This is a genomic window from Achromobacter sp. ACM03 (assembly GCF_014851665.1).
Lineage (GTDB): Bacteria > Pseudomonadota > Gammaproteobacteria > Burkholderiales > Burkholderiaceae_B > Achromobacter > Achromobacter aegrifaciens.
The window spans coordinates 55,541-79,692 of the sequence record NZ_JACVAD010000006.1 but is presented as its reverse complement, the minus strand read 5'-3'; the positions used below and the strand labels follow the sequence as shown (position 1 = coordinate 79,692).

Here is a 24,152-nt window from a genome sequence, read left to right as displayed (position 1 = left end):
CCTACATCTTCAAGGGGTTATGCCTCGCGCAGCGCGTGCACGACGGCTACGGCATAACTTCACGAAGCTTCGCAGATCTTCACGGGCGCGGGGTAAGGGCTTGGGGTACAATTCACGGCTTATTTGATCGGCCAGACACCGATTTTTCTTCGCGCCAGCACGGAACGCATCCTGCGGATTTCAAAGCCGCCAGGCAAAAGCCCCTCCGTCCTGGCTTTTTTATCCGAGCGGGGGGAATCATGACCGACATCGGTCGGATGGCACATGTAGTGCCAGCTCGCACCCAGCTACCCGTCAGCGCGTATTTTGACGAAGCCCTCTTTGCCCGCGAGCAAGAACTCATTTTCAAGCAATCCTCACAATACGTCGGCCACCAGAAAGTGGTGCCCGAAATCGGGGATTGGCGTACGTTGGTCCAGGAAGACGGAGGACGCGTGCTGGTTCGCAACCAGCAAGGCGTCGAACTCATCTCAAATGTCTGCCGCCACCGCCAGGCGCTGATGCTTGGCGGCGAAACCGGCAATGTGGCCGGCAACTGCAATACGCATGGCAATCTGAAGGCAACCGGCGGCAATATCGTCTGCCCCTTGCATCGTTGGACGTACAACAACCAGGGCGAGTTGTTGGGCGCGCCCCAGTTCGCCACCACGCCCTGCATGAACCTGCAGAAGTTCCGCCTGCGCGACTGCCATGGCCTGCTGTTCGAAGGCCCGCGCGATCCGGCCGCCGACATGGCGCCGCTGTTCTCGCGCCCGGAATTCGACTTCGGCGACTACGTGCTGGACCACGTCGAAGTGCACCAGTGCAACTACAACTGGAAGACCTTCATCGAGGTCTACCTCGAGGACTACCACGTCGGTCCGTTCCATCCGGGCCTGGGCCGCTTCGTCACCTGCGACGACCTGAGCTGGGAGTTCAACGACTGGTACAGCCTGCAGAAGGTCGGCGTGCACAACGCCCTGGCGCAGCCGGGGTCCGACGTGTACAAGCAATGGCACGACCGCCTGCTGGCGTTCCGCGAAGGCGATGCGCCTGATTTCGGCGCGGTCTGGGTCACGTACTTCCCGACCCACATGATCGAGCTGTATCCGCATGTGCTGGTGCTCTCCACGCTGTACCCGAAGGGCCCGCAGGAAACTGTGAACGTGGTCGAGTTCTACTACCCCGAGGAAATCGCCGCCTTCGAACGCGAATTCGTCGAGGCGCAGCGCGCCGCCTACATGGAAACGGCGATCGAGGACGACGAGATCGCCGAGCGCATGGACGCGGGCCGCAAGGCGCTGATGCTGCGCGGCGTGAACGAAACCGGTCCCTACCAGTCGCCCATGGAAGACGGCATGCAGCACTTCCATGAATGGTATCGCCGCATCATGCAGGAGCGGGTCTGAAGCCTGGCTCCGGCGCCTGTCCCATGCAAAAAGGCCTCGCACATGCGAGGCCTTTCTTCTTTCCGGCTGCCGCGATCAGCGGCCCAGCACACCCGCCACCGTGCGCTCGCCGATGGCCAGTCCCACCGTCATGCCCACGCCCGAATGCATCACCGCAACCGTCGTGGCCGGGTCCACCGGCATGACCGAGAACGGCGCGGGGCCATGCGCACCATAGACGCCCTGCCAGCGCTCCAGCACGCGCAGGCGCGCGCCCAGCGCCTGGGTCGCCAGGTCCAGCATGGCATTGTCGACCGCCTCGTCGTTGAACGGCGGCGCGTCCTGGCCGTAGCGGTGCGAATCGCCGATGATCAGTTCGCCATAAGGCGTGGGGCTGATCAGCAGGTGGATGCCGTTCTCCAGCAGCATGGGCGTGCGCGCCTGGATCACGTCGCGCAACGCCAGCGCCGACGGCAGGTCCGAGAATGCGCCGTAATGCACGCAGGACAGGCCGGTCAGCAAGGGGCGGTCCAGCGCGATGGGATTAGTCTCGAACGCGGCGCGCAACATCTGCAGGCGCGTGACCTCCAGGTTCATCGGCGCAAAGCGCTCGGGCAGCAGGGTCAGGTAGTCATGCCCGGGGCAGACGAACACGTGTCCGCCCTTGAATTCGCCAGCCGAGGTACACACCAGCCCGCCCTCGACCGCGCGCGCCAGCGTGCCGGTGATGAACTGCACACCCAGCGATTCCGCGAGGTAGCGCGTGATGGCCGGCAGCGCCTCGCGCGAATAGATCTGCAGATCGTCATGACCTTGCAAACCCGCGCAGTGGTGCGCCAGCTGGCCGCCGTACAACCGGGCCACCTCGCGGGCCGACAGCAGGTCGGCCCGATAGCCTTCCTGGCGCATGCGCGTGTCGGCGAATTCCTGCAGCACGTCCGCCTCTTCGGCATTGCGCGCCAGCACCAGGGCGCCGTTGGCGCGCACATGGAAACCCGCTCGGTCCGCCAGTTCCAGCCACAGTTCGCGCGCCTGCTGGGCGTGCGACAGCATCATGCCGGGGGCCTGGCCCGTCACGATGACCTGGCCGAAATTGCGGATGGTGGCGCCATGCGCCTGGCGGCTGCGCTCGATCACGGCCACCGACAGGCCGCGCTTGGCGGCGGCCCAGGCGTGGGCGATGCCCAGCATGCCGGCGCCCACCACGACTACGTCGAAATTTTTCATCTGTGGAACATTGCAAAGGGAAATGCGGCGGGAGCCGCCCTGGCGGGCGCCCCCCGGGGCGCGGCGGCGTCCGGCGCCGCCGCGGTCAAACGGACTTACTTCTTCTTCGGCTCGGACTTGCCGTCGTAGCGCTTGGTCCACTCGGCGATGATGCGGTCGCGGTTGGTGGCGGCCCAGGTGAAGTCGTTCTTGATCATGCGTTGCATCAGGTCGGCCGGCAGGTTCGGATTGGACGTGGCGATCGACGGGATGGCCAGCACGGCGAAGTTGGCCTTGTACAGTTCGTTGGCTTCGCGGCTGGCGGAGAAGTCGGCCAGCTTGCGGGCGGCTTCCAGGTTCTTGGTGCCCTTCATGATGGCGGTGGCTTCCACTTCCCAGCCCAGGCCTTCCGAGGGGAACACGGCTTCGACGGGCGCGCCGTCGGCCTTCAGCTTGGCGGCGCGGTAGTCGAACGACACGCCGATCGGGAATTCGCCGGCGGCAGCCATGTTGCAGGGCTTGGAGCCCGAGTGCGTGTACGAACCGATGTTCTTGTGCAGGGCGTCCATGTAGGCCCAGCCCTTCTCTTCACCGAAGATCTGCAGCCAGGCGCTGACGTCCAGGAAGCCGGTGCCCGACGAAGCCGGGTTCGGCATCACGATCTTGCCGGCGTACACCGGCTTGGTCAGGTCCTGCCACGAAGTGGGCTTGGGCAGCTTCTGCTTTTCGGCTTCGATGGTGTTGAAGCAGATGGCGGCGGCGAAGCCGTCCATGCCGACCCAGCTGGGCTCGGCCTTGGCGTCGCGCATGTTGGCGGCGATCTGGTCCAGGCCCTTGGGGGCGTAGGGCTGCAGCATGCCTTCCTTGTCCATCAGGCCCAGCGAGGTGCCGGCCAGGCCCCAGATGGCGTCGGCCTTGGGGTTGTTCTTTTCGGCCAGCAGCTTGGCGGTGATGATGCCGGTGGAGTCGCGCACCCACTGGATCTTGATGTCGGGATTGGCCTTCTCGAACGCGGCCTGGTAGGCCTTGATCTGGTCGGCTTCGAGCGCGGTGTAGACCGTCAGCGTGGTCTCGGCGGAGGCGGCGCCCATCACGCCCGTCAGGGCGGCGGCCAGTGCAAGCAGCTTGTAGCGATTCATGAAGTACTCCGTGGGTAGGCGGAAAAAGGCTGAGGGAGGCCCCCGGGGCTGGCGCGAACCGGCCCCGGCAAGCGGTGCAGACAGGTGAGAGGGTTAGGGGCGCTGGCCTGCGGACAAGCGGGCTTCGATATCGGAGATCACGCCAGGCAGGTCGGCGACGGTATCGATCAGGTAGTGCGGCGCGGCGGGCGACAGCTCCAGGCTGGCGGCGGTGCGCGCTTTCTGGCGGCCTGCGTCGTCCAGGCTCAGGTATTCCTCCAGCGTCAGGCCGGCGGCGTTGCCCGACAGCAGCAGGCCCACGGTCCACATGCCGGCGCGGCGTCCTTCTTCGATGCCGGGCGCGGTGTCGTCGACCTTGACGCAGGCGGCCACGTCGGACAGGCCGAGTTCGACCACATTCTTCAGCGCCATCGCGGGCGCCGGGCGCGCGCGCGGCACGTCGTCGCTGGCGACGATGCAATCGGGCTCCAGGCCTTCGGTGGCGGCGCGCTCGACCACGCGGCGCATGACGCTGGCGGGGTAGCCCGAGCACGAGCCGATCTTCAGGCCGTGCTGGCGCAGAGCGCGCAGCAGTTCTGCCGCGCCGGGGATCGCCGCCGAATACTGGGCAACCTTGTCCAGCTGCATCGGCAGGAAGCGCTCGTAGATGGCGGTCACGTCGTCATCGGTGGGCAGGCGGCCGAACTGGGCCTGGTACTGGCTGGCGATGACCGGCTCATTGCAGAGCGTGCGGATGTGGTCCCACTTGCCCATGCCCATCGGGCCGCGGGCCTGCGCCAGCGACATTTCCACGCCGAACTGCGAGAACGCGTCCACGAACACCTTGGTGGGCGCGAAGGAACCGAAGTCGACCAGCGTGCCGGCCCAGTCGAAGATCACCGCCTCCAGGCGGACGGGCAAAGGCGAAACAGTCATGAGGGTCATCCTTGAAAAATCGTTCAATGGGCCGCGGGGCGGCGCCAGGCCTGGCTGCGCGCCACCAGCGCGCGGCTGGCCAGGTGCAGGACCAGGGCGGCCACGGCCGAACTGGCCATGATCACGGTGCACATGGCGGCAGCGGGACCGATGAAGCCGGCGTCGTCCATGTTCAGCACCGCGACCGCGGCCAGCACCGTCGACGGGCTGTACAGAAACACGACCGCGGACACCGTGGTCATGGCGGAAACAAACAGATAGCGGGCCACGTCCAGCGCGGCCGGCAGGCACATCGGCAGCGTCACGCGCAGGAAGGTCGTCAGGCGCGGCACCTTGAGCGACGCGGAGGCCGCTTCGAATTCGGGGTCCAGCGCATTGAGCGCGGTGGCAGCCGTGAGGTGCGCGCTGGTGTAGAAGTGGACGATGGTGCACAGGACCAGCAGCGGCATGGTGCCGTACAGCACGTTCAGCGGGTTCGACAGGCTGTTGAAGAAGAAGATGTAGCCCAGGCCCAGCACCAGGCCCGGCACCGCCATGGGCATCAGCGCCAGCATGCCGACCATGCCGCGCAGGCCGCGCGCGAGCTGGCCGCGGGCGGGCACCTTCTCCATCATCCATGCGCCGGTGAAGACCACGGCCGTGCCGGCCAGGGCGGTGCAGAACGCCAACTGCAGGCTGTTGCGCCAGGCGAGCCAGCCGCCGCCGTCCATATTGTCGAAGTCGTACGAACGCAGCGACATCGACAGGTTGTAGGGCCACATCTTCACGAAGGACGCCCACACCGCCACGCCGATGATCAGCAGCAGGAACGCCGCCAGCACGCCGGCCAGCGCCAGGAACGCGGCATCGCGGCGGCGGTTGACGCCCGCGGCATAGGGCTGGGCCCGGCCGCTCAGCTGAGCGCCTTGTCGGGCGCGCAGCCGCCGGTCCAGGGCGAAGGTCAGGATCGCGGGAAGCAGCAGCAGGATGCCGATGGCCGCGCCCTTGGGAAAGTTCTGCTGGCCGACCACGGCCTTGTAGGCTTCCATCGCCAGCACGTTGTAATCGCCGCCCACGACCTTGGGCACGCCGAAGTCGGTCACCGTCAGCGTGAACACCACGCAGCAGGCCGAAAACACGGCGTAGCGGGTGCCCGGCAGAGTCACGGTCAGGAAGGTGCGCCAGGGGCCGGCGCCCATGGCGCGCGCGGCGTCATAAAGACGGCCGTCGGCCAGGGCCAGGCCGGTCAGCAGAATCATCAGCGCGTGCGGGAAGGTATAGAAAGCCTCGCCCACGACGATGCCCCAGAAACCGTAGATGGTCGCGCCGCCCGTCAGGCTCTTGAGCAGACCCTGGTTGCCTAGCAGGTACACCAGCGCTATACCCGGCAGCAGCGACGGCGCCAGCAGCGGCAGCAAGGCGACGGTGCGCAGCAGGCCCTTGCCCGGCAGGCGCGTGCGAGTCAGGCCATAGGCGAATCCATAGGCGCAGGGCACGACCAGCAAGGTCGTCACCACGCCCACCGCGAGGCTGCGCGCGACCATGGCCATGAAGCCGTCGCCGCCGATGATGTCCGCAAGCACCGACAACCCGGCCCAGGCGCCATCGCTGTCGGTCACCGACTTGAGCAGGATGGCGGCCAGCGGCAGCGCCAGGAACAGCAACAGGCCCAGCGCCAGGGCGCCCTGCCCGGTGGCCAGGCCGAAGGCGCCGACCCAGGCCGGCAGCGGGCGGCGGCCCAGCGCCGGGGCCGGCATGGGCGCTGCGATATTTCCAGCAGCCGGCGCGGCGGCGTTGGAGGAACGGTTCATGGCCGGATCAAGCGTAGGCGCGTATCGCATGGCGCGGCAGCTCCACCCAGCAGCGGCTGGCGGCGTGAGGGCCCAGCAGGGCGTCTCCGATTTCGGGGGACACGATGGAATGCACCGTGCTGCCGGGCACGCCCTCAAGGCGCAAGGCCAGGCGATAGCCGCGGCCGAGGAACACGCCGTCCAGCACATCGGCCAGCATGGCGTTGGGCTGATCCGGGCGCGCGGTGCTGACGCGCACCGCTTCCGGGCGCACGAACAGCTTGCCGCTGGCGGCGTCCAGCGCCTCGTCCACGGCCAGCTCCTGGCGTCCGACGCGGGCGCGGTGCGCGTCCATGCGTTCGAACGGCAGCCAGTTCGCCTCGCCCACGAAATCGGCGATGAAGGCCGAGCCGGGCTGGCGGTAGAGTTCCCGCGGCGTGCCGTACTGCTCGATGATGCCGCCATTCATTACGGCGATGCGGTCGGCCATCACCATGGCCTCTTCCTGGTCGTGCGTGACCATCAGCGTGGTGATGGACAGGCGCTTCTGCAGGGCCCGCAGTTCGATGCGCAGATGCTCGCGCACACGGGCGTCCAGCGCCGACATGGGCTCGTCCAGCAGCAGCAGGGACGGCGATGGCGCCAGCGCGCGCGCCAGGGCCACGCGCTGCTGCTGTCCGCCGGAAATCTGTCCCGGATATTTATCCGCCGCGCCCGCCAGGCCGACCAGCGTCAGCATTTCCTCGACGCGGTTGGCGACGTGGTTGCGGTGGGCGCGCTTGCCGCTCAGGCCGTAGGCCACGTTCTGGGCCACCGTCAGGTTGGGAAACAGCGCGTACGACTGGAACAGGATGCCGTAGTCGCGCGCCTGCGGTTCGGCGTGCGAGATGTCGCGCCCGGACAGCACGATGGTGCCGCTGTCCTGGCGCTCGAGGCCGGCGATGGCGCGCAGCAAGGTGGTCTTGCCGCAGCCCGAGGGGCCCAGCAGGCACACCAACTCCCCGGCGCGGATGTCGAGCGAGACGTCCGACAGCGCGGTGTGGCTGCCAAAGCGCTTCACCAGATGCCTGACAGAGAGAAATGCGGTATCGCGTTCGGCCATGGGGCCTCCGGTTTGGGAACGAAGGCAGTATGGAAGACGCGTATTGAGTGTTTATGACACTTCGCGCAAATGCAGTAATAAAAACATCAAATTATTTTGGTGTACTGGCGGTCTTGCGCATTGCGCCCCTATTCCGCCCCCTGCACCGTGCTTGTCGCCGAACTCAAATCCTTCTACGCCGTGGCCCGCTGCGGCACCGTCACCAAGGCCGCCGCCCAGTTGGGCGTCAGCCAGCCCACGGTGACGGGGCAATTGCGCCAGCTGGAGTCGCGTTACGGCGTCGAGCTGTTCCACCGCCAGGGGCGCGGCATGCGCCTGTCGGACGCCGGCCACAGCCTGATGCCCATGGTGGAAAAGCTGGTCCAGCAGGAAACCGAGATCGACTTCCGGCTGCGCGACGCCAGCGACCTGCGCGAAGGCAATCTGCGCATCGGCGCCACCGGCCCCTACTACATCATGGACACGGTGCGCGCCTATAACCAGCGTTATCCGGGCATAGACCTGACGCTGGCTATCGGCAATTCGCAAAGCATGCTGCAGGCGCTGCATGACTATCGCATCGAGATTGCCACGTCGTCGTTTCTGATGGATGACAAGCACCTGTACCGCCGCATGATCGCGGCCGACCCCATCCGGGTGGTGGCGCATCGCGACCATCCCTTGGCGCGCCACGGCCACGTCCGTCTGGCCGACCTGGCCGAACACGCGCTGCTGCTGCGCGAACCCGGCTCCATGACGCGGCAGCTGACGGAGGACGCCTTGCAGGCGGCCGGCGTCACGGTAAGCCGCACGCTGGAAATCGGCAGCCGCGAGTCCATCCGCCAGGCCATCCTGTGCGGCCTGGGGATCAGCCTGATCCCCTCGCGCGAAATCCCGTCCCATCCCGATCTGGCGGCCCTGGACATCGAGGGCGCCGACATCGTGATGCACGAATACCTGTACTGCCTGCGCGAGCGCCAACCGGTGCAGCTGATCGCGCGCTTTCTGGAGATGGCGCCAGCCGCCGGCTGAGCGCCGCCCTCCCCTATGCGGCCACCCAGGAGACAACCATGGCCTTGACCTTGCAAGATATCGAGCAGATTTTCCTGGAGCGCGGGCACCGCTCCTATGACGGCGAATCCGTCAGCCACCTGCGGCATGCGCTGCAGACCGCGTCGCTGGCCGAGCGCAACGGCGCCGGCGCCCACCTGATCACCGCCAGCCTGCTGCACGACCTGGGCCATCTCATCGCCGACCGGCCTGGCACGCCGACGCTGCGCGGCATCGACGACAAGCACCAGTACTTCGTCCTGCCCTTCCTGCGCGGCCTGTTCAGCTCGGCGGTGCTGGACCCGATCCGGCTGCACGTGGAAGCCAAGCGCTACCTCTGCTATGTGGAACCGCAATATGAAGCGTCGCTCTCGGAGGATTCGAAACGCAGCCTGGCGCTGCAGGGGGGCAGTTTCGATGCGAGCCAGGCGGTGGAATTCGCGAGCATGCCGGGCGCGCCGGATGCGATCCGCCTGAGGCGCTGGGACGACATGGCCAAGGTTCCGGGGCTGGCAACGCCGCCCCTGGACCACTTCCTGGAAATCGCCGAGAGCATCTCGGGCCGGGTCAAGCTGGCTGCCATCTGGTAGGGCTGGCCGGAAAGCCGTGCGTCCTGGCGGCCCAGACCACCGCCAGCGTCGCCGCCAACAGCGCCAGCAGCACCGGTACGAACGCGGCCACGCCCAGGCGTTCGAGCAACGCGCCGCCGACGATCCCGCCTGCGGCAATCGCCGTGTTCCACGCGGTCACCAGCATGGACTGCGCCACGTCCGCGGCATCGCCCGACGTCTTGGCCAGCGCGGTCTGGAACAGCGTCGGCGAGCCGCCGAACGCCACGCCCCAAGCCCCCACCGACAGATAAAGCATGGCCGGCATGCCGCCCGCGATACCCAGCGCCAGCGCGGCCAGGCCGAACAGGGCGATGCAGGCCAAAGTCAGCGCCCGCAGATGACGGTCGATCAACGTCCCGATCAGCCAGATGCCGGCCAGGGAGCTGAGTCCGAACACCAGCAGCACCAGCTCGGTGTTTGCAGCCATGCCCAGCGATGCCAGGAACGGCGCGATATAGATGTAGAGAATGTTGTGCGCCAGGACGAACGCCAGCACCGCGAACAGCACCGGGCGCACGCCGGGCAGCAGGAATACGCGCCGCAGCGGCAGTTGCCGGCCCCGGGCCTGTCCCGCAAAGTCCGGCACCCGCAAACGCACCCAGACCATCAGGACCAAGGCCAGCCCGCTCATGATGCCAAAGCCTGCGCGCCAGCCCCACAGCGCGCCCAGGAACGTGCCGGCCGGAACGCCCAGCGACAGCGCCAGCGGCGCACCCAGCATCGCCACCGCGATCGCGCGCCCTTGCTGATGTGCGGGCACCATGCGCGCGGCGTAACCGGCCAGCAGCGCCCACAACAGTCCCGCCGACACGCCGGCCAGGAAGCGCGCGGCCAGGGTCAGCACATAGCCGGATGACAGCGCGGTCACCGTGTTGGCCAGCACGAACCCGGCGATCGCCGCCAGCAGCAGCGGACGCCGCCGTACGCCCTGGGTCGCGGCGACCAGCGGGATCGCCGCCACCAACGACCCGATCGCGTAGATGGTGACGGTCTGGCCGATGCTGGCCTGGGACACGGCCAGGCCCTGCGCCATCTGCGGCAGCAGCCCGGCCGGCAGCGCCTCGGTCAGGATAGTGATGAAGCCGGCCATCGCCAGCGCCAGCAAGGCGCCCAGCGGCAGGCGGTCGCGACCGGCGGGGGGATACGTGGGCGCAGTACGCGGACGCGGGGAATTCGTGGCTTTTTTCATCTCAGGCACCTTGGTTGAAGCTTGGTGCCGAGACGATAGAGCCCCCCGGATTAAAGAAAAAGTAGGCTACATTTCCTTCTTATGCGGAACTATATGTCCGCAATCGAGGAAACAGATGGATAGCCTCAATGGCTTTGTCGTATTCGTGCAGGTCGCCGAAACGCGCAGCTTCGTCGCCGCCGGCCGGCTGCTGGGCGTGTCGGCATCCGCCATCGGCAAAAGCGTGGCGCGGCTGGAAGAAAAACTGGGCGTGCGCCTGTTCCACCGCAGCACGCGCAGCGTCACCTTGACGGCCGAGGGGGCGCTGTTCCTGGAACGCAGCCGCCGCATCCTGGCCGAGATCGAAGCGGCCGAACTGGAGCTGTCGCAGGCCGCCGCCGCGCCGCGCGGACGCCTGCGCGTCAGTCTGCCGCTGGTCAGCGGGCTGGTGCTGCCGGTGCTGGGCGAGTTCATGCGCGAGTATCCCGAGATCGAACTCGACCTGGATTTCACCGACCGGATGGTGGACGTGATCGAAGAAGGCTTCGATGCCGTGGTGCGCACGGGCGAGCCGGCCGACTCACGCCTGTCGGCGCGCCGCCTGGGCGCCTTCCAGATCCTGCTGGTCGCCTCCCCCGCCTACCTGGCCAGCCGCGGCACGCCCAAAACGCCGGCCGACCTGCTGCGCCACAGCTGCCTGCACTACCGCTTTCCCAGCAGCGGCAAGCTGGAGACCTGGGCCCTGCGGCAAGCCGACGACGAGCCTGAACTGCAGTTGCCCGTCTCGATGATCTGCAACAACATCGAGACGCGCGCCTGCTTCGCGCTGCAAGGATTGGGGATTGCCTACCTGCCGGACTTCGCCATCCGCGAACCCCTGGCGGACGGCCGCCTGGTGCAGGTCCTGAAAGGAAAATCGGAGCGGACCAACGTCTTCCACATCCTGTGGCCCGCCAGCAAGCACCCGTCGCCGAAGGTCCGGGCGCTAGTGGACTTTCTGGGTTCCCGGGTCTTTGCCGACGCCCGGGCGTCCAGGCCCGGGCGTCAGGCCCAGGCCTCGGGTCACTGAGCGCCCGTAGCCACCGGGTGGGACGGATCGCTGCACCACTCGCTCCAGGAGCCCGGGTACAGGCGCGAACCGGACAGGCCCGCGATCTCCATGGACAGCAGGTTGTGGCAAGCCGTGATGCCCGAGCCGCACTGGTGCACGATGGCAGCCGGATCGCGGCCGTCCAGCAGCGTGGCGAATTCCTCGCGCAACTGCGCGGCCGGCTTGAAACGGCCGTCGGCCTGGAGGTTCTCGCCGTTGGGGCGGTTCAGCGCGCCCGGAATGTGGCCGGCGACCGGGTCCATGGGCTCGACCTCGCCGCGGTAGCGGTTGGCCGCGCGCGCGTCGATCACGGTGAAGGCCTGGCGGGAAATATTGTCCAGCACCGCCTGCGCATCCACCGAACCCGCCAGCGAGGCGCCCGGCTCGACGGGCTGGCCCGCGCGCACGGCGGCGCCCGCCTCGGTCGTGGTCGGCAAACCGGCCGCCGTCCAGGCCTGCCAGCCGCCGTCCAGCACTGCCACCTGGTCATGCCCCAGCCAGCGCAGCATCCACCACAGGTGCGCAGCGTACATGCCGCCGCTGGCGTCATAGGCCACCACCAGGGTCTTGGGCGTCACGCCGTGGGCGGCCATGAGCGCGCCGAACGCGGCGCGCGACGGCAGCGGATGACGGCCGTTCTTGCCGGTGCGGGCCGCGGCCAGTTCGGTTTCGTGGTCCAGGTAGCGCGCGCCGGGGATGTGGCCCGCGTCATAGGCCTGACGGCCCGCCGCATGGTTGGTCAGGTCGTGGCGCACGTCGAACACGCGCACGTCCGGCGCATCCAGGCGCGCGGCCAGGTCGGCGGCGGAAATCAGGGTCATCGTCATTCGGTGTGCTCCTGTAAGGGTGTTGGGCGACCGCGGCTCAGGCCGGCTTGGGATCGCGCATGGTGCGCCAGATCGACAACAGGCCCGCGAAAATGATCAAGCCCATGCCGGCCCAGGCCAGGGCGTCCAGCTGTTCGCCCCAGAAACCCATGCCCAGCAGGGCCGCGAAGATGATGGTGCTGTACTGCAGCGCCGCCGTCAGCAGCGCCGACCCCAGGCCGAAGGCGCGGGTCATGGCCAACTGGCCGAACAGGCCCGTCACGCCCACGCCCAGCAGCGACAGGTAGCCGGTCCAGTCGGCGTGGCCCCAGCCCTCGAACAACAGTCCGGCCAGGCTGGACACGCAAACGGCCACGGAGAAGAACAGCACCGTGCGCCATTCGGGTTCGCCGACCCGGCCCAACTGGCGGATCTGCATCATGGCGATGGCCGACATGGCGCCGGCGGTCATCCCCAGCAGGGCAGCCAGCCACTGGTCCTCGTTGATGCTGGGCCGCAGCACCGCGATCACGCCCAGGAACCCCAGCGCCACCGCCACGATGCGCACGGGGTCGCGCTGCGCGCCGCCCCAGCCCAGCATCCAGCAGGCGATGAACAGCGGCGCGGTGTAGTTCAGGCTGGTGGCGGTGGCCAGGGGCAGATGGGCGATGGCGAAAAAGCCCAGCCACATCGAGGTGACGCCGGACAGGTTGCGCCACAGGTGGAGTTTCCAGCTGACGGGGATGATGGACTGGCGGCCGGCGCGGGCCCAGATCAGCAGCAGGATGACCGACGGCAATCCGCGAAATAGAACGACTTGCGGCAGCGAGGCGCCGTGTTCGGTGCCGAGCTTCACGAACGAACCCATGATGGCGAACATGGCGGACGCCAGCAACATCCAGAGTGCCTGCATGGGGGTCTACGCTAAGGGAAAAGTGAGGAGGAATAAGGGAAAGCGATACTATACTCTCCGTCACCGGAAGCGGCGCCGCGAGTCGGGGAACTGGCGGCCCGCAGCAGTGTCGAATCCCGGCATATCCTGCTCGCAGAGGAACACAAAAAACATGAAACGCATTGTCCTGTTCGTCCTGACCAACCTGGCTGTCATGCTGGTGCTGTCGGCCACGCTGCGCATCCTGGGCGTGGACCGCTACATCACCGCCAACGGCCTGAACCTGAACGCCCTGCTGATTTTCTCGGTGGTGGTCGGTTTCACCGGCGCGATCATCTCGCTCCTGATCAGCAAGCCCATGGCCAAGTGGAGCACCGGCGCCCAGGTGCTCGACCCGAATTCGCCCCGCAACCAGCGCGAAGCCTGGCTGGTCGACACCGTGCACCAGCTGGCCGACCGCGCCGGCATCGGCCGCCCGGAAGTCGCCATCTATGAAGGCGCCCCCAACGCCTTCGCCACCGGCGCCTTCAAGAACGACTCGCTGGTCGCGGTGTCCACCGGTCTCCTGGAAAGCATGAGCGAGGAAGAAGTCGCCGCCGTGCTGGCGCACGAAGTCGCGCACATCGCCAACGGCGACATGGTCACGCTGACGCTGATCCAGGGCGTGGTGAACACCTTCGTCGTGTTCCTGGCCCGCGTGGTCGGCTACTTCATCGACCGCGTGGTGTTCAAGAACGAACGCGGCATCGGCCCGGGCTACTACATCACCGTGCTGGTCTGTGAAATCATCTTCGGCGTGCTGGCCTCGATCATCGTGGCCTGGTTCTCGCGCCAGCGCGAGTACCGCGCCGACGCCGGCTCGGCCCACCTGATGGGCGCCCGCGAACCCATGATCCGCGCCCTGGCCCGCCTGGGCGGCCTGGAACCGGGCGAGCTGCCCAAGTCCTTCGAGGCCTCGGGCATCACCGGCAAGGGCGGCCTGGCCGCGATGTTCGCCTCGCACCCGCCGATTCCGGCCCGCATCGCCGCGCTGCAGAATGCGCGCGTGATCTAAGCCTTTCGCTCAGACGGGCCTCGCGCCCTGCAGCCCTGACTCGATGGCCCGCTTGCGCGGGCCATCGTCTTTTCCGGCTCCGTCCAAAAATGGTCCCCAGGATGCGAGGCAGACCCCGAAGACGACCAACGATCAGACATTCCTGCTTCAATGGGGTGGGCGCATAATTTCAGGGGCCTGGCGCCGGTCCTGGCCGTATGGATAGACGTGATGTCGAGGGCAGACCGTGGCTGAATCGAGTACGCACTCCCCGGCCCGCGGAACGGGCAGCTGGCTGGTTGCCGTGGGCACGTATACGCGGCCGATGCCGCATGTGCACGGCATAGGGCGCGGCATCCACTTGCTGAGGTTCGACGCCGCGACGGCCACGCTGCGTGAATTGCAGGTGGACAGCCATGGCGTCAATCCCTCTTACCTGTGCCATTCCGCGTCCCTCGGCCTGCTGTACGGCGTGAGCGAGCAGGAAGTGGGCGCCAGCATCGACGTCTACGCGGTCGACGGCGCGGCCACGCTGCGGCATTTGCTCAATGTGCCTACGCCTGGCGCCAGCCCTTGCCACATCAGCCTGACGCCTGCGGCGGACCGCCTCTTCGTCTCCAACTATGGCAGCGGCGAACTCCTGAGCTACCGGCTCGACGGGCAGGGGTTGCCCAGCGCCCCGCCCGACATCATCGTGCGCCATGGCAGCGGTCCGCGCAGCGACCGCCAGGCGAGCCCCCATGTGCATTGCGCCCAGCCGACCCCGTCCGGCGATGCGGTCTACCTGTGTGACTTGGGTACCGACAGCGTCGCCCGCCATGCCTTGCGGGGCGCCGCGCTGGATCTGCTCCCGGACCTGCAGGTGCAGATAGGACCAGGTTCCGGGCCGCGCCACCTGCGGCTGAATCCGGCCGGTACCCGCGCCTTCGTGCTCAACGAACTGTCCAATAGCGTGAGCGTCGTTCAACTGCCCACGGCACGCGATCCCCATGCACACGCGCTCGCCCGGATCGGCACGCTGCCGGCAGATTGGCAAAACGCCAACTCCGCGTCCGCGCTTTGCCTGCATCCGAGCGGACGCTGGCTCTACGCGACCAACCGCGGCCACGACAGCATCGCAGGATTTCGGCTATTGGAATCCGCCCCTTGGCTTGAGCCGATAGGCTTGTGGCCCGCCGGCGGGCGCACCCCGCGGGACGCCGCCATCACCCCGGACGGCGGCTTCCTGCTGGTCGCCAGCCAGGACGAGCACCGCATTTCCTGCATGCGCATCGACCCGGACAGCGGCCAGCTGCAGGCTGCAGGCGTGCCGTTTGCCATTTCCTCCCCGGCCTGCGTTCTTCCCTTGCTTCGGAAAGAAACCCCGAGGCCATGACAGCCGCTCGCCCTCCCGCATCGTCGTCACCCCGTGCCCTCAGCACTCGACGATGTTCACCGCCAGCCCGCCGCGCGCGGTTTCCTTGTACTTGGTCTTCATGTCGGCGCCGGTCTCGCGCATGGTCTTGATGACGGAGTCCAGCGACACATAGTGCTGGCCGTCGCCGCGCAGCGCCATGCGGGCAGCGTTCACGGCCTTGATGGAGGCCATGGCGTTGCGCTCGATACAGGGGATCTGCACCAGGCCGCCCACGGGGTCGCAGGTCAGGCCCAGGTTGTGCTCCATGCCGATCTCGGCCGCGTTCTCGACCTGTTCGACCGTGCCGCCCAGGGCCGCGGCCAGGCCGCCCGCCGCCATCGAGCAGGCCACGCCGACCTCGCCCTGGCAGCCGACTTCGGCGCCCGACAGCGAGGCGTTGTACTTGTACAGCAGGCCCACGGCCGCCGCGGTCAGCAGGAAGTCGCGCACGCCCTCGCGGTTGGAACCAGGCACGAAGCGGTCGTAGTAATGCAGCACTGCCGGGATGATGCCGGCCGCGCCATTGGTCGGCGCCGTCACGACGCGCCCGCCCGCGGCGTTCTCTTCGTTGACCGCCATGGCGTACAGATTGACCCAGTCCATCACGGACAGGGGATCGGACAGGGTGCGCTCGGCGCGCTGGGTCAGGTTGCGGTAAAGCTCGGGCGCGCGGCGGCGCACGCGCAGGGGACCGGGCAGTTCACCGTCCGCTTCCGGATAGTTGATGCCGCAGCCGCGCGACACGCAGTCCTGCATGACCTGCCAGATGCGGTCCAGCCCGGCGTGCACCTCGGCCTCGTCGCGCCAGGTCAGCTCGTTCTTCATCATCAGCTGCGCCACCGACAGGCCGCTCTCGCTGCACATGCCCATCAGTTCGCGACCCATGCGGAACGGGTACGGCAACTGGTCGTGCGCGGCGATGACCTGGCTGTTGGACGCGCCGGCCGTCACCACGAAACCGCCCCCCACCGACAGGTAGCGGGCCTCGCGCAGGGATTCGCCATTGGCGTCAAAGGCGTGAAACTTCATGCCGTTAGGATGTTCCGCCATGGCTTCGCGGCGGTAGAACATCATGTGTTCCTTTTCGACGAAAGGAACCGGATAGCGTCCCAGCAGCGGCAATTGGCGGCTGGCCCGCACCGACGCGATCATGCCGGCGATGGCGGCGGGGTCGACGGTGTCGGGGGCTTCGCCCATCAGGCCCAGCAGCACGCCCTTGTCGGTGCCGTGGCCCTTGCCCGTGGCGCCCAGCGAGCCGTAAAGCTCGGCGCGCACCGTGGCCACATTGGGCATCAGGCCGTCGCGCTCCAGGCCTTGCGCGAACAACAGGGCGGCCCGCATGGGGCCCACCGTATGGGAGCTAGACGGGCCTATGCCTATCTTGAACAGGTCGAATACGGAAACAGCCACGCAAAACTCCATTGCATCTGCGATTGATGAGGCAATGATACGCGTAGGCCAGCCCACGCGCAGCTAGCGTCCTGCCCCGCAGATGCGCCCGCAGGCGTATGCTGTATTGCGGGGACAGGTTCCCCCGGCAGCGCCGCGCATGCGATCATTACAGAATTATTACTTGTCATAAAAGAATGGAAATACGCCAGGATGTCCGGACTCATTACCCTGCTTGACTTCGCCGGCTACGTCGCCCTGCTCCTCTGGGGCGTGCATATGGTCCAAACAGGCGTGCAGCGCGCCTTCGGGGCCGCCCTGGGCGCGGCGTTGGGCAAGGCCTTGGGAACCCGGCTGCGGGCATTCGCCGCCGGACTGGGCATTACCGCCGCGTTGCAGAGCAGCACCGCCACGGGCCTGATGATCACCGGCTTCGCGGCCGGCGGCGTCGTCGGCCTGGCACCGGCCCTGGCCGCCATGCTGGGCGCCAACGTCGGCACCACGCTCATCGTCCAGCTGCTGTCCTTCGACCTGACCTCGCTCGCCCCCATCCTGATCCTCGCGGGCGTATGGATGTTCCGCCGCTACCCGCCGGGCCGCACGCGCGACCTGGGGCGCGTCTTCATCGGCCTGGGCCTGCTGTTGCTGTCGCTGCACCAACTGGTCGAACTGTTCCAGCCCTTCCAGACCGCGCCCATGCTGGGCATGATCCTGGACGCGCTGGCGACCCAGCCCGTGGCCACGGTACTGCTGGCGGCCGCCTTCACCTGGGCGGCGCATTCCAGCGTGGCCGTGGTGGTGCTGGTCATGTCGCTGGCCAGCCACCACATGGTGGCCCCGCACGTAGCCTTCGCGCTGGTGCTGGGCGCCAACCTGGGCACTGCCATCAACCCCATGATCGAAGGCGTGACCGGAGACGACCCCGCCGCGCGCCGCCTGCCCCTGGGCAACCTGCTGACCCGGGTGCTGGGCGTGCTGATCGGGCTGATACTGCTGCCCTACCTGCAGCCGATGATGAGCGATCTGGCCTCCGACCCAGCCCGCGCCGTGGCCAACTTCCACACCCTGTTCAACGCCGTCATCGCCCTGGTGTTCCTGCCGCTGTTGACGCCCTACGCCGCCCTGCTGACGCGCTGGCTGCCCAAGCGCGCGGATCCGAACGACCCGTCGCGCCCGCAGTACCTGGATGAATGGGCTCATGACGTGCCCGCCGTAGCCTTGGGCAACGCCGCGCGCGAGGCCCTGCGCATGGCCGACATGCTGCAGACGCTGCTGCTCTACGCCCGCGCCGGCTTCAAGCGCGATAACCGCCACCGCATGGTGCAGGCGCGCCAGCTGGACGCCGCGCTGGACAAGCTGGAAAACGCCATCACCACCTACCTGGCCACCCTGGACCAGGAGAACATGACGCGCGAGGACATCCAGCGCCTGGACGACATCCTGGCCTTCACCAGCAATATCGGCCATGCCGGCGACATCGCCCACCACGGCCTGCTCAGCCACGTCGCCAAGCTGCGCAAGCAGGGCTGGATCTTTTCGCCCGAACAGCGCGCCAGCCTGGACGACACGCTGGGCCAGCTCATCGCCAACCAGCGCACCGCCGCCGCCCTGTTCGTCAACGACGACCTGCGCCAGGCCCGTGCGCTGGCGGGTGAAAAGGCGCGCTTCCGCTCGATCGAGACCCATGCCGCGGACACGCACCTGCAGAAAATCAAAGGCGGCGAGGTCGACGCCGCCGAGGTGGGCGCGCTCTACCTGGACATCCTGCGCGACATGAAGGGCATCAATTCCCATCTGGTCGGCGCGGCGGCCTATCCGCTGCTGGCGCGGCACGGCGAACTGCTGCCCAGCCGCTTGCGCGAGGCTGGGAACTGAGCAGAACGAAAAAGCCGACCTTATGTGGTCGGCTTTTTTCACCGCGCTCTTGGGCAGCTTTCGCTGCCCCGCATCCTACAAATAGCGCTTGAACCACTCCAGCATGCGCTTCCAGCCATCCTGCGCGGCCTCGGCCTTGTAGCTGGCGCGGTAGTCCGCCAGGAAGGCGTGGTCGGCCTCGGGATACACCACGAATTCCGAGCGCCGGGCGTTGTCGTTGCCGGCGGCCAGCTTGGATTTCATGGTTTCGACGTCGGCCAGCGGAATGCTGGCGTCCTTGCCGCCATACAGGCCCAGCACCGGGGCGTGCAGTTCGTTGACCACGTCGAAGGCAACGCGCTTGATCAGCGGGCCATGGCCCACGCTGAGCTTGCCGTACCAGGCCACGCCCGCCTTCACGTCGGGATTGTGCGCGGCGTACATCCAGGTCAGGCGACCGCCCCAGCAAAAGCCCGTCACCGCCACGCGCTTGGGATCGCCGCCGTGCGCGGCCGCCCAGGCCACGCTGGCGTCCAGGTCGGCGAACACCTGTTCGTCCGGCACCTTGCTGACCAGCTCGGCAATGAGTTTCGGGATGTCGGTGTAGACCGAGGCATCTCCCTGGCGTTCGTACAGATTGGCGGCGACGGCAAGGTAGCCGGCCTTGGCGACCCGGCGGCACAGGTCCTTGATGTGCTCGTGCACGCCGAAGATCTCCTGCACAACCAGCACGATGGGCAGGTCGCGCTTGCCTTCGGGCGCGGCGTAATAGGCGGCGATCGTGCCGTCGGCCACGGGCAGTTTGAAATCCCCGTGGACCAGGCCCTGGGTGTCCGTGTGGATCACGGTGGGCGCGACGTTGCCGGCTGCGGCGGAAAAACTCATGAAGAACTCCTGTGTAGGGATGATCAACCAAGCCGGATATCCCGTCAGCGCCTGCACGGCCCCGCGCCTGTCCTAGTGCCGGTGGCCATGCTCCACTTGCGGCGCAGCCTGGCCGGCTTCGGCCTCGTGGTCGTGCCCATGGTGCATCACCGTGGTGACGCTGTAGATCAGCACCACGCCCACGCCGACCAGCAGCAATTGCGGGACGGCATCGGCCAGGGATACCCGTTCGTGCATCTGCGGCATCAGGTCGGCCACCGAAATGTAGAGGAAGCTGCTGGCTGCAACCACCAGGACATACGGCACCCATTGCTGCGCCTGCTGCAGCACGAAGTACCCTATTATGCCGCCCACGGCTGAACACAAGCTGGTGAACAGGATCAGGGAGAACGCGCGGCGGCGCGCCAGGCCCGCGTTGAGCAACACCACGAAGTCACCCAGCTTGTGCGGCACCTCATGGATGATGATGGACGCCGCGGTCAGCACGCCCAGCAGCGGATCGGTCAGGAAAGCCGCCGCCACCAGCACCCCGTCGCACAGGTTGTGCAGCGAGCTGCCGATCAGGATCAGCACGCCGCCGCGGCCCGCCTCGTGGCGGTCATGCCCCTTGTGGTGGTGATGGCCGTCGCCCTCGTGGTGATGGCTGTGGCGCAGCAGCGCAATCTTCTCCAGCACGAAAAAGCCGATCAGCGATGCCAGCATCAGGCCGAACAGCACGTGGGCATCGCCCACCCCCGTCTCGAAGGCCTCGGGCAGCAGGTGCAGCAGCGCCACCGACAGCAGCACCCCCACCGACAGGCTGACCATGTGGTGCAGGTATTGCGCGAAAACCTTGTAGGCCAGCCAGCTGGCGACAAGGACGGCGATAAGCCCGCCGGTGACGGTGGCGAGCAAAATCCAGAGCAGCAACATTTTTGGGGGGACGCTTTAAGGCGGAGGGAAGCGAAACATTATATTGTTTCAATACCAAAAACGGAAATGGGCCGCCCGCAGGCGGCCCATGTGTCCTGGAACCGGCTGCTTCCGGCCCTAGTGGGCCTGCTCCCAGTTCTTGCCCATGCCGACTTCCGCCACCAGCGGCACGCGCAGTTCCGCCACGTTGCACATGAGGCGCGGCAGCGCTTCCTTGACCAGTTCCAGCTCGGCGTCGGGCGCTTCCAGCACCAGTTCGTCGTGCACCTGCATGATCATGCGCGTCTGCAGCTTTTCGGCTTCCAGCCAGTCCTGCACCGCCACCATGGCCATCTTGATCAGGTCGGCCGCCGTGCCCTGCATGGGCGCGTTGATGGCCGCGCGTTCGGCCGCCTGGCGGCGCGGACCCGAGGCGCCGCGGATTTCCGGCAACTGCAGGCGGCGTCCGAAGACGGTTTCCACGTAGCCCTGCTCGCGCGCGCGGCGGCGGGTGTCGTCCATGTACATGGCCACGCCGGGATAGCGGGCGAAATAGCGGTCGATGTAGGCCTGCGCGGCATCGCGCGTGATACCCAGGTTGGACGCCAGGCCGAACACCCCCATGCCGTAGATCAGGCCGAAGTTGATGGCCTTGGCGGCGCGGCGCTGGTCGGTGGAGACGTCGGCCAGCGACACGCCGAACACTTCCGAAGCGGTGGCGCGGTGGATGTCCTCGCCCGCTGCGAAGGCGCGCTGCAGGTTGGCGTCGTCCGACACGTGCGCCATGATGCGCAGCTCGATCTGGGAATAGTCCGCCGACAGCAGCATGCCCTGCTCGGCGATGAACGCCTCGCGTACGCGCCGGCCGGCCTCGGTGCGCACGGGGATGTTCTGCAGATTGGGATCGGACGAAGCCAGGCGGCCGGTAATCACCGCGGCCTGCGAATAATGCGTGTGCACCCGCCCGGTATCCGGGTTGATCATGCGCGGCAGCTTGTCCGTATAGGTGGACTTCAGCTTGGACAGGCCGCGGTACTCCAGCAGCACCTGCGGCAGCGGATAGTCCTGGGCCAGCTTGCTCAGCACCTCTTCGTCGGTGGACGGCGCGCCGCTGGCGGTCTTGCGCACCACCGGCAGCTGCATACGGCCGAACAGGATCTCGCCCAGCTGCTTGGGGGAATTCAGGTTGAAGGGCTGGCCGGCCAGTTCATAGGCCTTCTGTTCCAGCTGCAGCATCTCCTGGCCCAGCTTGTGGCTCTGGCGGCCAAGCTCCGCGGCGTCTACCTTGACGCCGTTGCGCTCGACCGTGGTCAGCACCGAGGACACCTGCATTTCCAGCAGGTAGATACGGTTCAGTCCCGCATCGGCCGCCACCATGGGGCGCAGCACCTGGTGCAGCTGCAAGGTGAAGTCCGAGTCTTCGGCCGCGTAATGGCCGGCCTTGTCCACCGCCACTTCGTCAAAGCCGATCTGCTTGGCGCCCTTGCCGCAGAGGTCCTCGTAGGACACGCCGCTGCGGCCCAGATAGCGCTGGGCCAGGTCGTTCAGGCCCACGCCGCGGTGCGATTCCAGCACATAGGCCTGCAGCATCGTGTCTTCGGCGATGCCGGCCAGCTTGATGCCTTCGTTGGCGAACACGTGCGCGTCGTACTTGGCGTGATGCAGCAACTTGCCGCGGGACGCGTCTTCCAGCCAGGGCTTCAGGCGCGCCAGCACCTCGGCCTTGGGCAGCTGCGGCGCATTGTCCGGACCGCGATGCGCGACCGGGATGTAGCACGCCACGCCCGGCGCCACCGCCAGCGACATGCCCACCATCCTGGCCTGCATTTCGTCCAGCGAGGTGGTCTCGGTGTCCACCGCGACCAGGGGCGCGTCCTTCAGCTTTTCCATCCAGGCGTCGAACGCGGCCCAATCGGAAATGATCTGATAATCCAGCTCCACGGGCGCGGCGGGCGCCTCGTGCGCAACGCGGGCGTCGCCCGTGGGCACGCGTTCGGCGTCGCCGGTCAGGTCGCGCAGCCAGGTGCGGAAACCGTAGCGTTCATAGAGTTCGGTCAGCGTCGCATCGTCGCGCGGACGCGGCGTCAGGTCATCCACGTTGTCCACGTGGCCGGCCAGGTCGCAGTCGTACTTCACGGTGAGCAATTGGCGCGTCAGCGGGAAGTTGGGAATGGCCTCGCGCAGGTTGCTGCCCGCCACGCCCTTGACGCCTTCCGCGCCTTCAATCAGCTTGTCTATCGAGCCGAATTCCGTAAGCCATTTGACCGCCGTCTTCGGGCCCACCTTGGTGACGCCGGGGACGTTGTCCACGGCGTCCCCCACCAGCATCAGGTAATCCACGATGCGGTCGGGCGGCACGCCGAACTTGTTGACCACGCCGGCCTCGTCCAGCACTTCGCCCGTCATGGTGTTGACCAGGGTGACGTGGCTGTTGACCAACTGCGCCAGATCCTTGTCGCCGGTGGACACGATGGTGTGCACGTCATGCTCGGCGGCGCGCTTGGCCAGGGTGCCGATCACATCGTCGGCCTCGACGCCCTCGATGGCCAGCACCGGCCAGCCCAGCGCGCGCACGGCGCGGTGGATGGGCTCGATCTGCGCGGCCAGGTCTTCCGGCATGGGCGGGCGATGCGACTTGTAGTCCGGATAGATATCGTCACGGAAGGTCTTGCCGCGGGCATCGAAAATACATGCGGCATACTCTGCCTTATGATCAGAGACAAGTTTGCGCAGCATATTCACCACGCCGTAGAGCGCCCCCGTGGGTTCGCCTTGCGCGTTGCGCAAATCAGGCATAGCGTGGAAAGCGCGGTACAAGTAACTTGAACCGTCGACCAGTAATAAGGTTTTTTTCATGGTTACAAAGGCAGATATGGCAATAGCTGCGGAAACACCCGCCAACAAACAAATTCCGCTGATTATGTCAGAGATACGGACGGCGGCAGACAAGCTCGCGAACATCGGGCCTGCTGTCAGCGTCTTCGGCAGTGCGCGAGTCAGCCGTAATTCCCCCCACTATGAAACCACCGTCGCAATTTCCGCCGCCCTGGCGGATGCGGGTTTCGCGGTGATCGCCGGCGGCGGTCCCGGCATCATGGAGGCAGCCAACAAGGGCGCGTTCGAAGCAGGCGGCACCAGCATCGGTCTGAACATCAGCCTGCCCCACGAAGCGCACAACAACGAATACCAAACCATCAGCCTGTCATTCGAGTATTTTTTCTCGCGCAAGGCAACCTTCTTCATGCACAGCTTCGCCTATGTGGCGATGCCTGGCGGTTTCGGCACCCTGGATGAACTCTTCGAAGCGCTGACGCTCATCCAGACGGGCAAGGTCCCGCCCGCTCCCATCGTGCTGGTGGGCAGCGAGTACTGGTCCGGACTGGTCGAATGGCTGGGCGGCCAGGTGCTGGCCAACGGCATGATAGGCGCGCATGACCTGGATCTCTTCATCATCGAAGACGATCCCGTCAAGGTGGTGCGCAAGGTGGTGGAATTCCACGCCAAGGTCAATTCGGACGCGCAATACGCGCCGTCCCTGCCGGCCTGAAATCGCATGTAGCTCGAGGCCCGCTTGCCGCCCCCTCGGAGGGGCAGCAAGCGCGCGAAGCGT

The 24,152-nt window shown here is 67.0% G+C and carries 20 protein-coding genes; 8 read left to right on the top strand and 12 right to left on the bottom strand.

Annotated features, from left to right (window positions below; genetic code table 11):
* The first annotated feature begins 239 nt into the window (after positions 1 to 239).
* Positions 240 to 1,388 carry an aromatic ring-hydroxylating dioxygenase subunit alpha gene (locus IB257_RS23935; RefSeq protein WP_054451018.1) on the top strand — a complete coding sequence of 383 codons (1,149 nt, stop codon included), beginning with the start codon at positions 240 to 242 and terminating at the stop codon, positions 1,386 to 1,388.
* A gap of 75 nt (positions 1,389 to 1,463) precedes the next feature.
* Here the strand turns inward: IB257_RS23935 and IB257_RS23930 are convergent, their stop codons facing one another.
* From IB257_RS23930 to IB257_RS23910, 5 genes are all read right to left on the bottom strand, one after another.
* Entirely contained in the window at positions 1,464 to 2,594 is a 1,131-nt protein-coding gene (locus tag IB257_RS23930; protein WP_175214010.1) for a TIGR03364 family FAD-dependent oxidoreductase, read from the bottom strand.
* 95 nt (positions 2,595 to 2,689) lie between these two features.
* Complete coding sequence (locus tag IB257_RS23925) at positions 2,690 to 3,712, bottom strand: putative 2-aminoethylphosphonate ABC transporter substrate-binding protein (RefSeq protein ID WP_054451016.1); 1,023 nt, start codon at positions 3,710 to 3,712, stop codon at positions 2,690 to 2,692.
* 93 nt (positions 3,713 to 3,805) lie between these two features.
* Positions 3,806 to 4,627 carry a phosphonoacetaldehyde hydrolase gene (phnX, locus tag IB257_RS23920; protein ID WP_054451015.1) on the bottom strand — a complete coding sequence of 274 codons (822 nt, stop codon included), beginning with the start codon at positions 4,625 to 4,627 and terminating at the stop codon, positions 3,806 to 3,808.
* A 23-nt stretch (positions 4,628 to 4,650) separates the two neighbouring features.
* The gene (locus IB257_RS23915) at positions 4,651 to 6,417 is read right to left on the bottom strand and encodes a putative 2-aminoethylphosphonate ABC transporter permease subunit (RefSeq protein ID WP_225589135.1); all 1,767 of its coding nucleotides are present in this window, start codon (positions 6,415 to 6,417) and stop codon (positions 4,651 to 4,653) included.
* Between the two features lie 7 nt (positions 6,418 to 6,424).
* A complete protein-coding gene (locus IB257_RS23910) occupies positions 6,425 to 7,498 on the bottom strand; it encodes a putative 2-aminoethylphosphonate ABC transporter ATP-binding protein (protein ID WP_175162474.1) in 1,074 nt (357 codons plus the stop codon).
* Between the two features lie 147 nt (positions 7,499 to 7,645).
* Between IB257_RS23910 and IB257_RS23905 the strand changes: the two genes are divergently transcribed.
* Entirely contained in the window at positions 7,646 to 8,509 is an 864-nt protein-coding gene (locus tag IB257_RS23905) for a LysR family transcriptional regulator (RefSeq protein WP_054451329.1), read from the top strand.
* 38 nt (positions 8,510 to 8,547) lie between these two features.
* Positions 8,548 to 9,117, top strand: a complete 570-nt coding sequence (locus IB257_RS23900) for a phosphonate degradation HD-domain oxygenase (RefSeq protein ID WP_192354507.1) — start codon at positions 8,548 to 8,550, stop codon at positions 9,115 to 9,117.
* On the opposite strand, the gene IB257_RS23895 is transcribed toward IB257_RS23900, so the two are convergent.
* Positions 9,095 to 10,228: an MFS transporter gene (locus tag IB257_RS23895; protein ID WP_175181724.1), complete on the bottom strand. Its 1,134-nt coding sequence runs from the start codon at positions 10,226 to 10,228 to the stop codon at positions 9,095 to 9,097. The two genes, IB257_RS23900 and IB257_RS23895, sit on opposite strands and share 23 nt — an antisense overlap.
* Before the next feature lie 214 nt (positions 10,229 to 10,442).
* Here IB257_RS23895 and IB257_RS23890 point away from each other — a divergent pair, with 214 nt between their 5' ends.
* Positions 10,443 to 11,375, top strand: a complete 933-nt coding sequence (locus IB257_RS23890; RefSeq protein ID WP_054451011.1) for a LysR family transcriptional regulator — start codon at positions 10,443 to 10,445, stop codon at positions 11,373 to 11,375.
* Here IB257_RS23890 and IB257_RS23885 read toward each other — a convergent pair.
* Positions 11,369 to 12,223 (bottom strand): sulfurtransferase, encoded by an 855-nt coding sequence (locus IB257_RS23885; RefSeq protein WP_192492912.1) that lies wholly within the window; start codon positions 12,221 to 12,223, stop codon positions 11,369 to 11,371. The genes IB257_RS23890 and IB257_RS23885 overlap by 7 nt on opposite strands.
* 37 nt (positions 12,224 to 12,260) lie before the next feature.
* Positions 12,261 to 13,115, bottom strand: a complete 855-nt coding sequence (locus IB257_RS23880) for a DMT family transporter (RefSeq protein ID WP_054451009.1) — start codon at positions 13,113 to 13,115, stop codon at positions 12,261 to 12,263.
* Positions 13,116 to 13,266: 151 nt separating this feature from the next.
* Between IB257_RS23880 and htpX the strand changes: the two genes are divergently transcribed.
* Together htpX and IB257_RS23870 are read left to right on the top strand one after the other, a co-directional pair.
* Positions 13,267 to 14,148, top strand: coding sequence for a protease HtpX (gene htpX, locus IB257_RS23875; protein ID WP_013392481.1), 882 nt, complete (start codon positions 13,267 to 13,269; stop codon positions 14,146 to 14,148).
* A 226-nt stretch (positions 14,149 to 14,374) separates the two neighbouring features.
* Positions 14,375 to 15,502 (top strand): lactonase family protein, encoded by a 1,128-nt coding sequence (locus tag IB257_RS23870; protein ID WP_192492911.1) that lies wholly within the window; start codon positions 14,375 to 14,377, stop codon positions 15,500 to 15,502.
* A gap of 39 nt (positions 15,503 to 15,541) precedes the next feature.
* On the opposite strand, the gene IB257_RS23865 is transcribed toward IB257_RS23870, so the two are convergent.
* On the bottom strand, positions 15,542 to 16,933 hold the full coding sequence (locus IB257_RS23865; protein ID WP_119450578.1) for an L-serine ammonia-lyase: 1,392 nt from the start codon (positions 16,931 to 16,933) through the stop codon (positions 15,542 to 15,544).
* Positions 16,934 to 17,125: 192 nt separating this feature from the next.
* On the opposite strand from IB257_RS23865, the gene IB257_RS23860 reads away from it, so the two are divergent.
* A complete protein-coding gene (locus tag IB257_RS23860) occupies positions 17,126 to 18,787 on the top strand; it encodes a Na/Pi cotransporter family protein (RefSeq protein ID WP_054451007.1) in 1,662 nt (553 codons plus the stop codon).
* A gap of 75 nt (positions 18,788 to 18,862) precedes the next feature.
* Here IB257_RS23860 and IB257_RS23855 read toward each other — a convergent pair whose 3' ends face one another.
* The 3 genes from IB257_RS23855 to polA all read right to left on the bottom strand — a co-directional run bounded on the left by IB257_RS23855 (position 18,863) and on the right by polA (position 23,398).
* A complete protein-coding gene (locus IB257_RS23855) occupies positions 18,863 to 19,651 on the bottom strand; it encodes a dienelactone hydrolase family protein (RefSeq protein WP_125470911.1) in 789 nt (262 codons plus the stop codon).
* Between the two features lie 72 nt (positions 19,652 to 19,723).
* Entirely contained in the window at positions 19,724 to 20,563 is an 840-nt protein-coding gene (locus IB257_RS23850) for a ZIP family metal transporter (protein WP_054451005.1), read from the bottom strand.
* Positions 20,564 to 20,680: 117 nt separating this feature from the next.
* Complete coding sequence (gene polA / locus IB257_RS23845) at positions 20,681 to 23,398, bottom strand: DNA polymerase I (protein ID WP_192492910.1); 2,718 nt, start codon at positions 23,396 to 23,398, stop codon at positions 20,681 to 20,683.
* 64 nt (positions 23,399 to 23,462) lie between these two features.
* Here polA and IB257_RS23840 point away from each other — a divergent pair, with 64 nt between their 5' ends.
* Complete coding sequence (locus tag IB257_RS23840; protein WP_042792592.1) at positions 23,463 to 24,089, top strand: TIGR00730 family Rossman fold protein; 627 nt, start codon at positions 23,463 to 23,465, stop codon at positions 24,087 to 24,089.
* Positions 24,090 to 24,152 lie beyond the last annotated feature (63 nt).

Bases quoted from the DNA above. Each gene is read 5' to 3' on its own strand.
- phnX (WP_054451015.1), bottom strand. From the start codon at position 4,627: ATGACTGTTTCGCCTTTGCCCGTCCGCCTGGAGGCGGTGATCTTCGAC.
- IB257_RS23885 (WP_192492912.1), bottom strand. From the start codon at position 12,223: ATGACGATGACCCTGATTTCCGCCGCCGACCTGGCCGCGCGCCTGGAT.
- IB257_RS23930 (WP_175214010.1), bottom strand. From the start codon at position 2,594: ATGAAAAATTTCGACGTAGTCGTGGTGGGCGCCGGCATGCTGGGCATC.
- IB257_RS23910 (WP_175162474.1), bottom strand. From the start codon at position 7,498: ATGGCCGAACGCGATACCGCATTTCTCTCTGTCAGGCATCTGGTGAAG.
- IB257_RS23850 (WP_054451005.1), bottom strand. From the start codon at position 20,563: ATGTTGCTGCTCTGGATTTTGCTCGCCACCGTCACCGGCGGGCTTATC.
- polA (WP_192492910.1), bottom strand. From the start codon at position 23,398: ATGAAAAAAACCTTATTACTGGTCGACGGTTCAAGTTACTTGTACCGC.
- IB257_RS23900 (WP_192354507.1), top strand. From the start codon at position 8,548: ATGGCCTTGACCTTGCAAGATATCGAGCAGATTTTCCTGGAGCGCGGG.
- IB257_RS23855 (WP_125470911.1), bottom strand. From the start codon at position 19,651: ATGAGTTTTTCCGCCGCAGCCGGCAACGTCGCGCCCACCGTGATCCAC.
- IB257_RS23915 (WP_225589135.1), bottom strand. From the start codon at position 6,417: ATGAACCGTTCCTCCAACGCCGCCGCGCCGGCTGCTGGAAATATCGCA.
- IB257_RS23935 (WP_054451018.1), top strand. From the start codon at position 240: ATGACCGACATCGGTCGGATGGCACATGTAGTGCCAGCTCGCACCCAG.
- IB257_RS23880 (WP_054451009.1), bottom strand. From the start codon at position 13,115: ATGCAGGCACTCTGGATGTTGCTGGCGTCCGCCATGTTCGCCATCATG.
- IB257_RS23840 (WP_042792592.1), top strand. From the start codon at position 23,463: ATGTCAGAGATACGGACGGCGGCAGACAAGCTCGCGAACATCGGGCCT.
- IB257_RS23895 (WP_175181724.1), bottom strand. From the start codon at position 10,228: ATGGCCGGCTTCATCACTATCCTGACCGAGGCGCTGCCGGCCGGGCTG.
- htpX (WP_013392481.1), top strand. From the start codon at position 13,267: ATGAAACGCATTGTCCTGTTCGTCCTGACCAACCTGGCTGTCATGCTG.
- IB257_RS23860 (WP_054451007.1), top strand. From the start codon at position 17,126: ATGTCCGGACTCATTACCCTGCTTGACTTCGCCGGCTACGTCGCCCTG.
- IB257_RS23890 (WP_054451011.1), top strand. From the start codon at position 10,443: ATGGATAGCCTCAATGGCTTTGTCGTATTCGTGCAGGTCGCCGAAACG.
- IB257_RS23925 (WP_054451016.1), bottom strand. From the start codon at position 3,712: ATGAATCGCTACAAGCTGCTTGCACTGGCCGCCGCCCTGACGGGCGTG.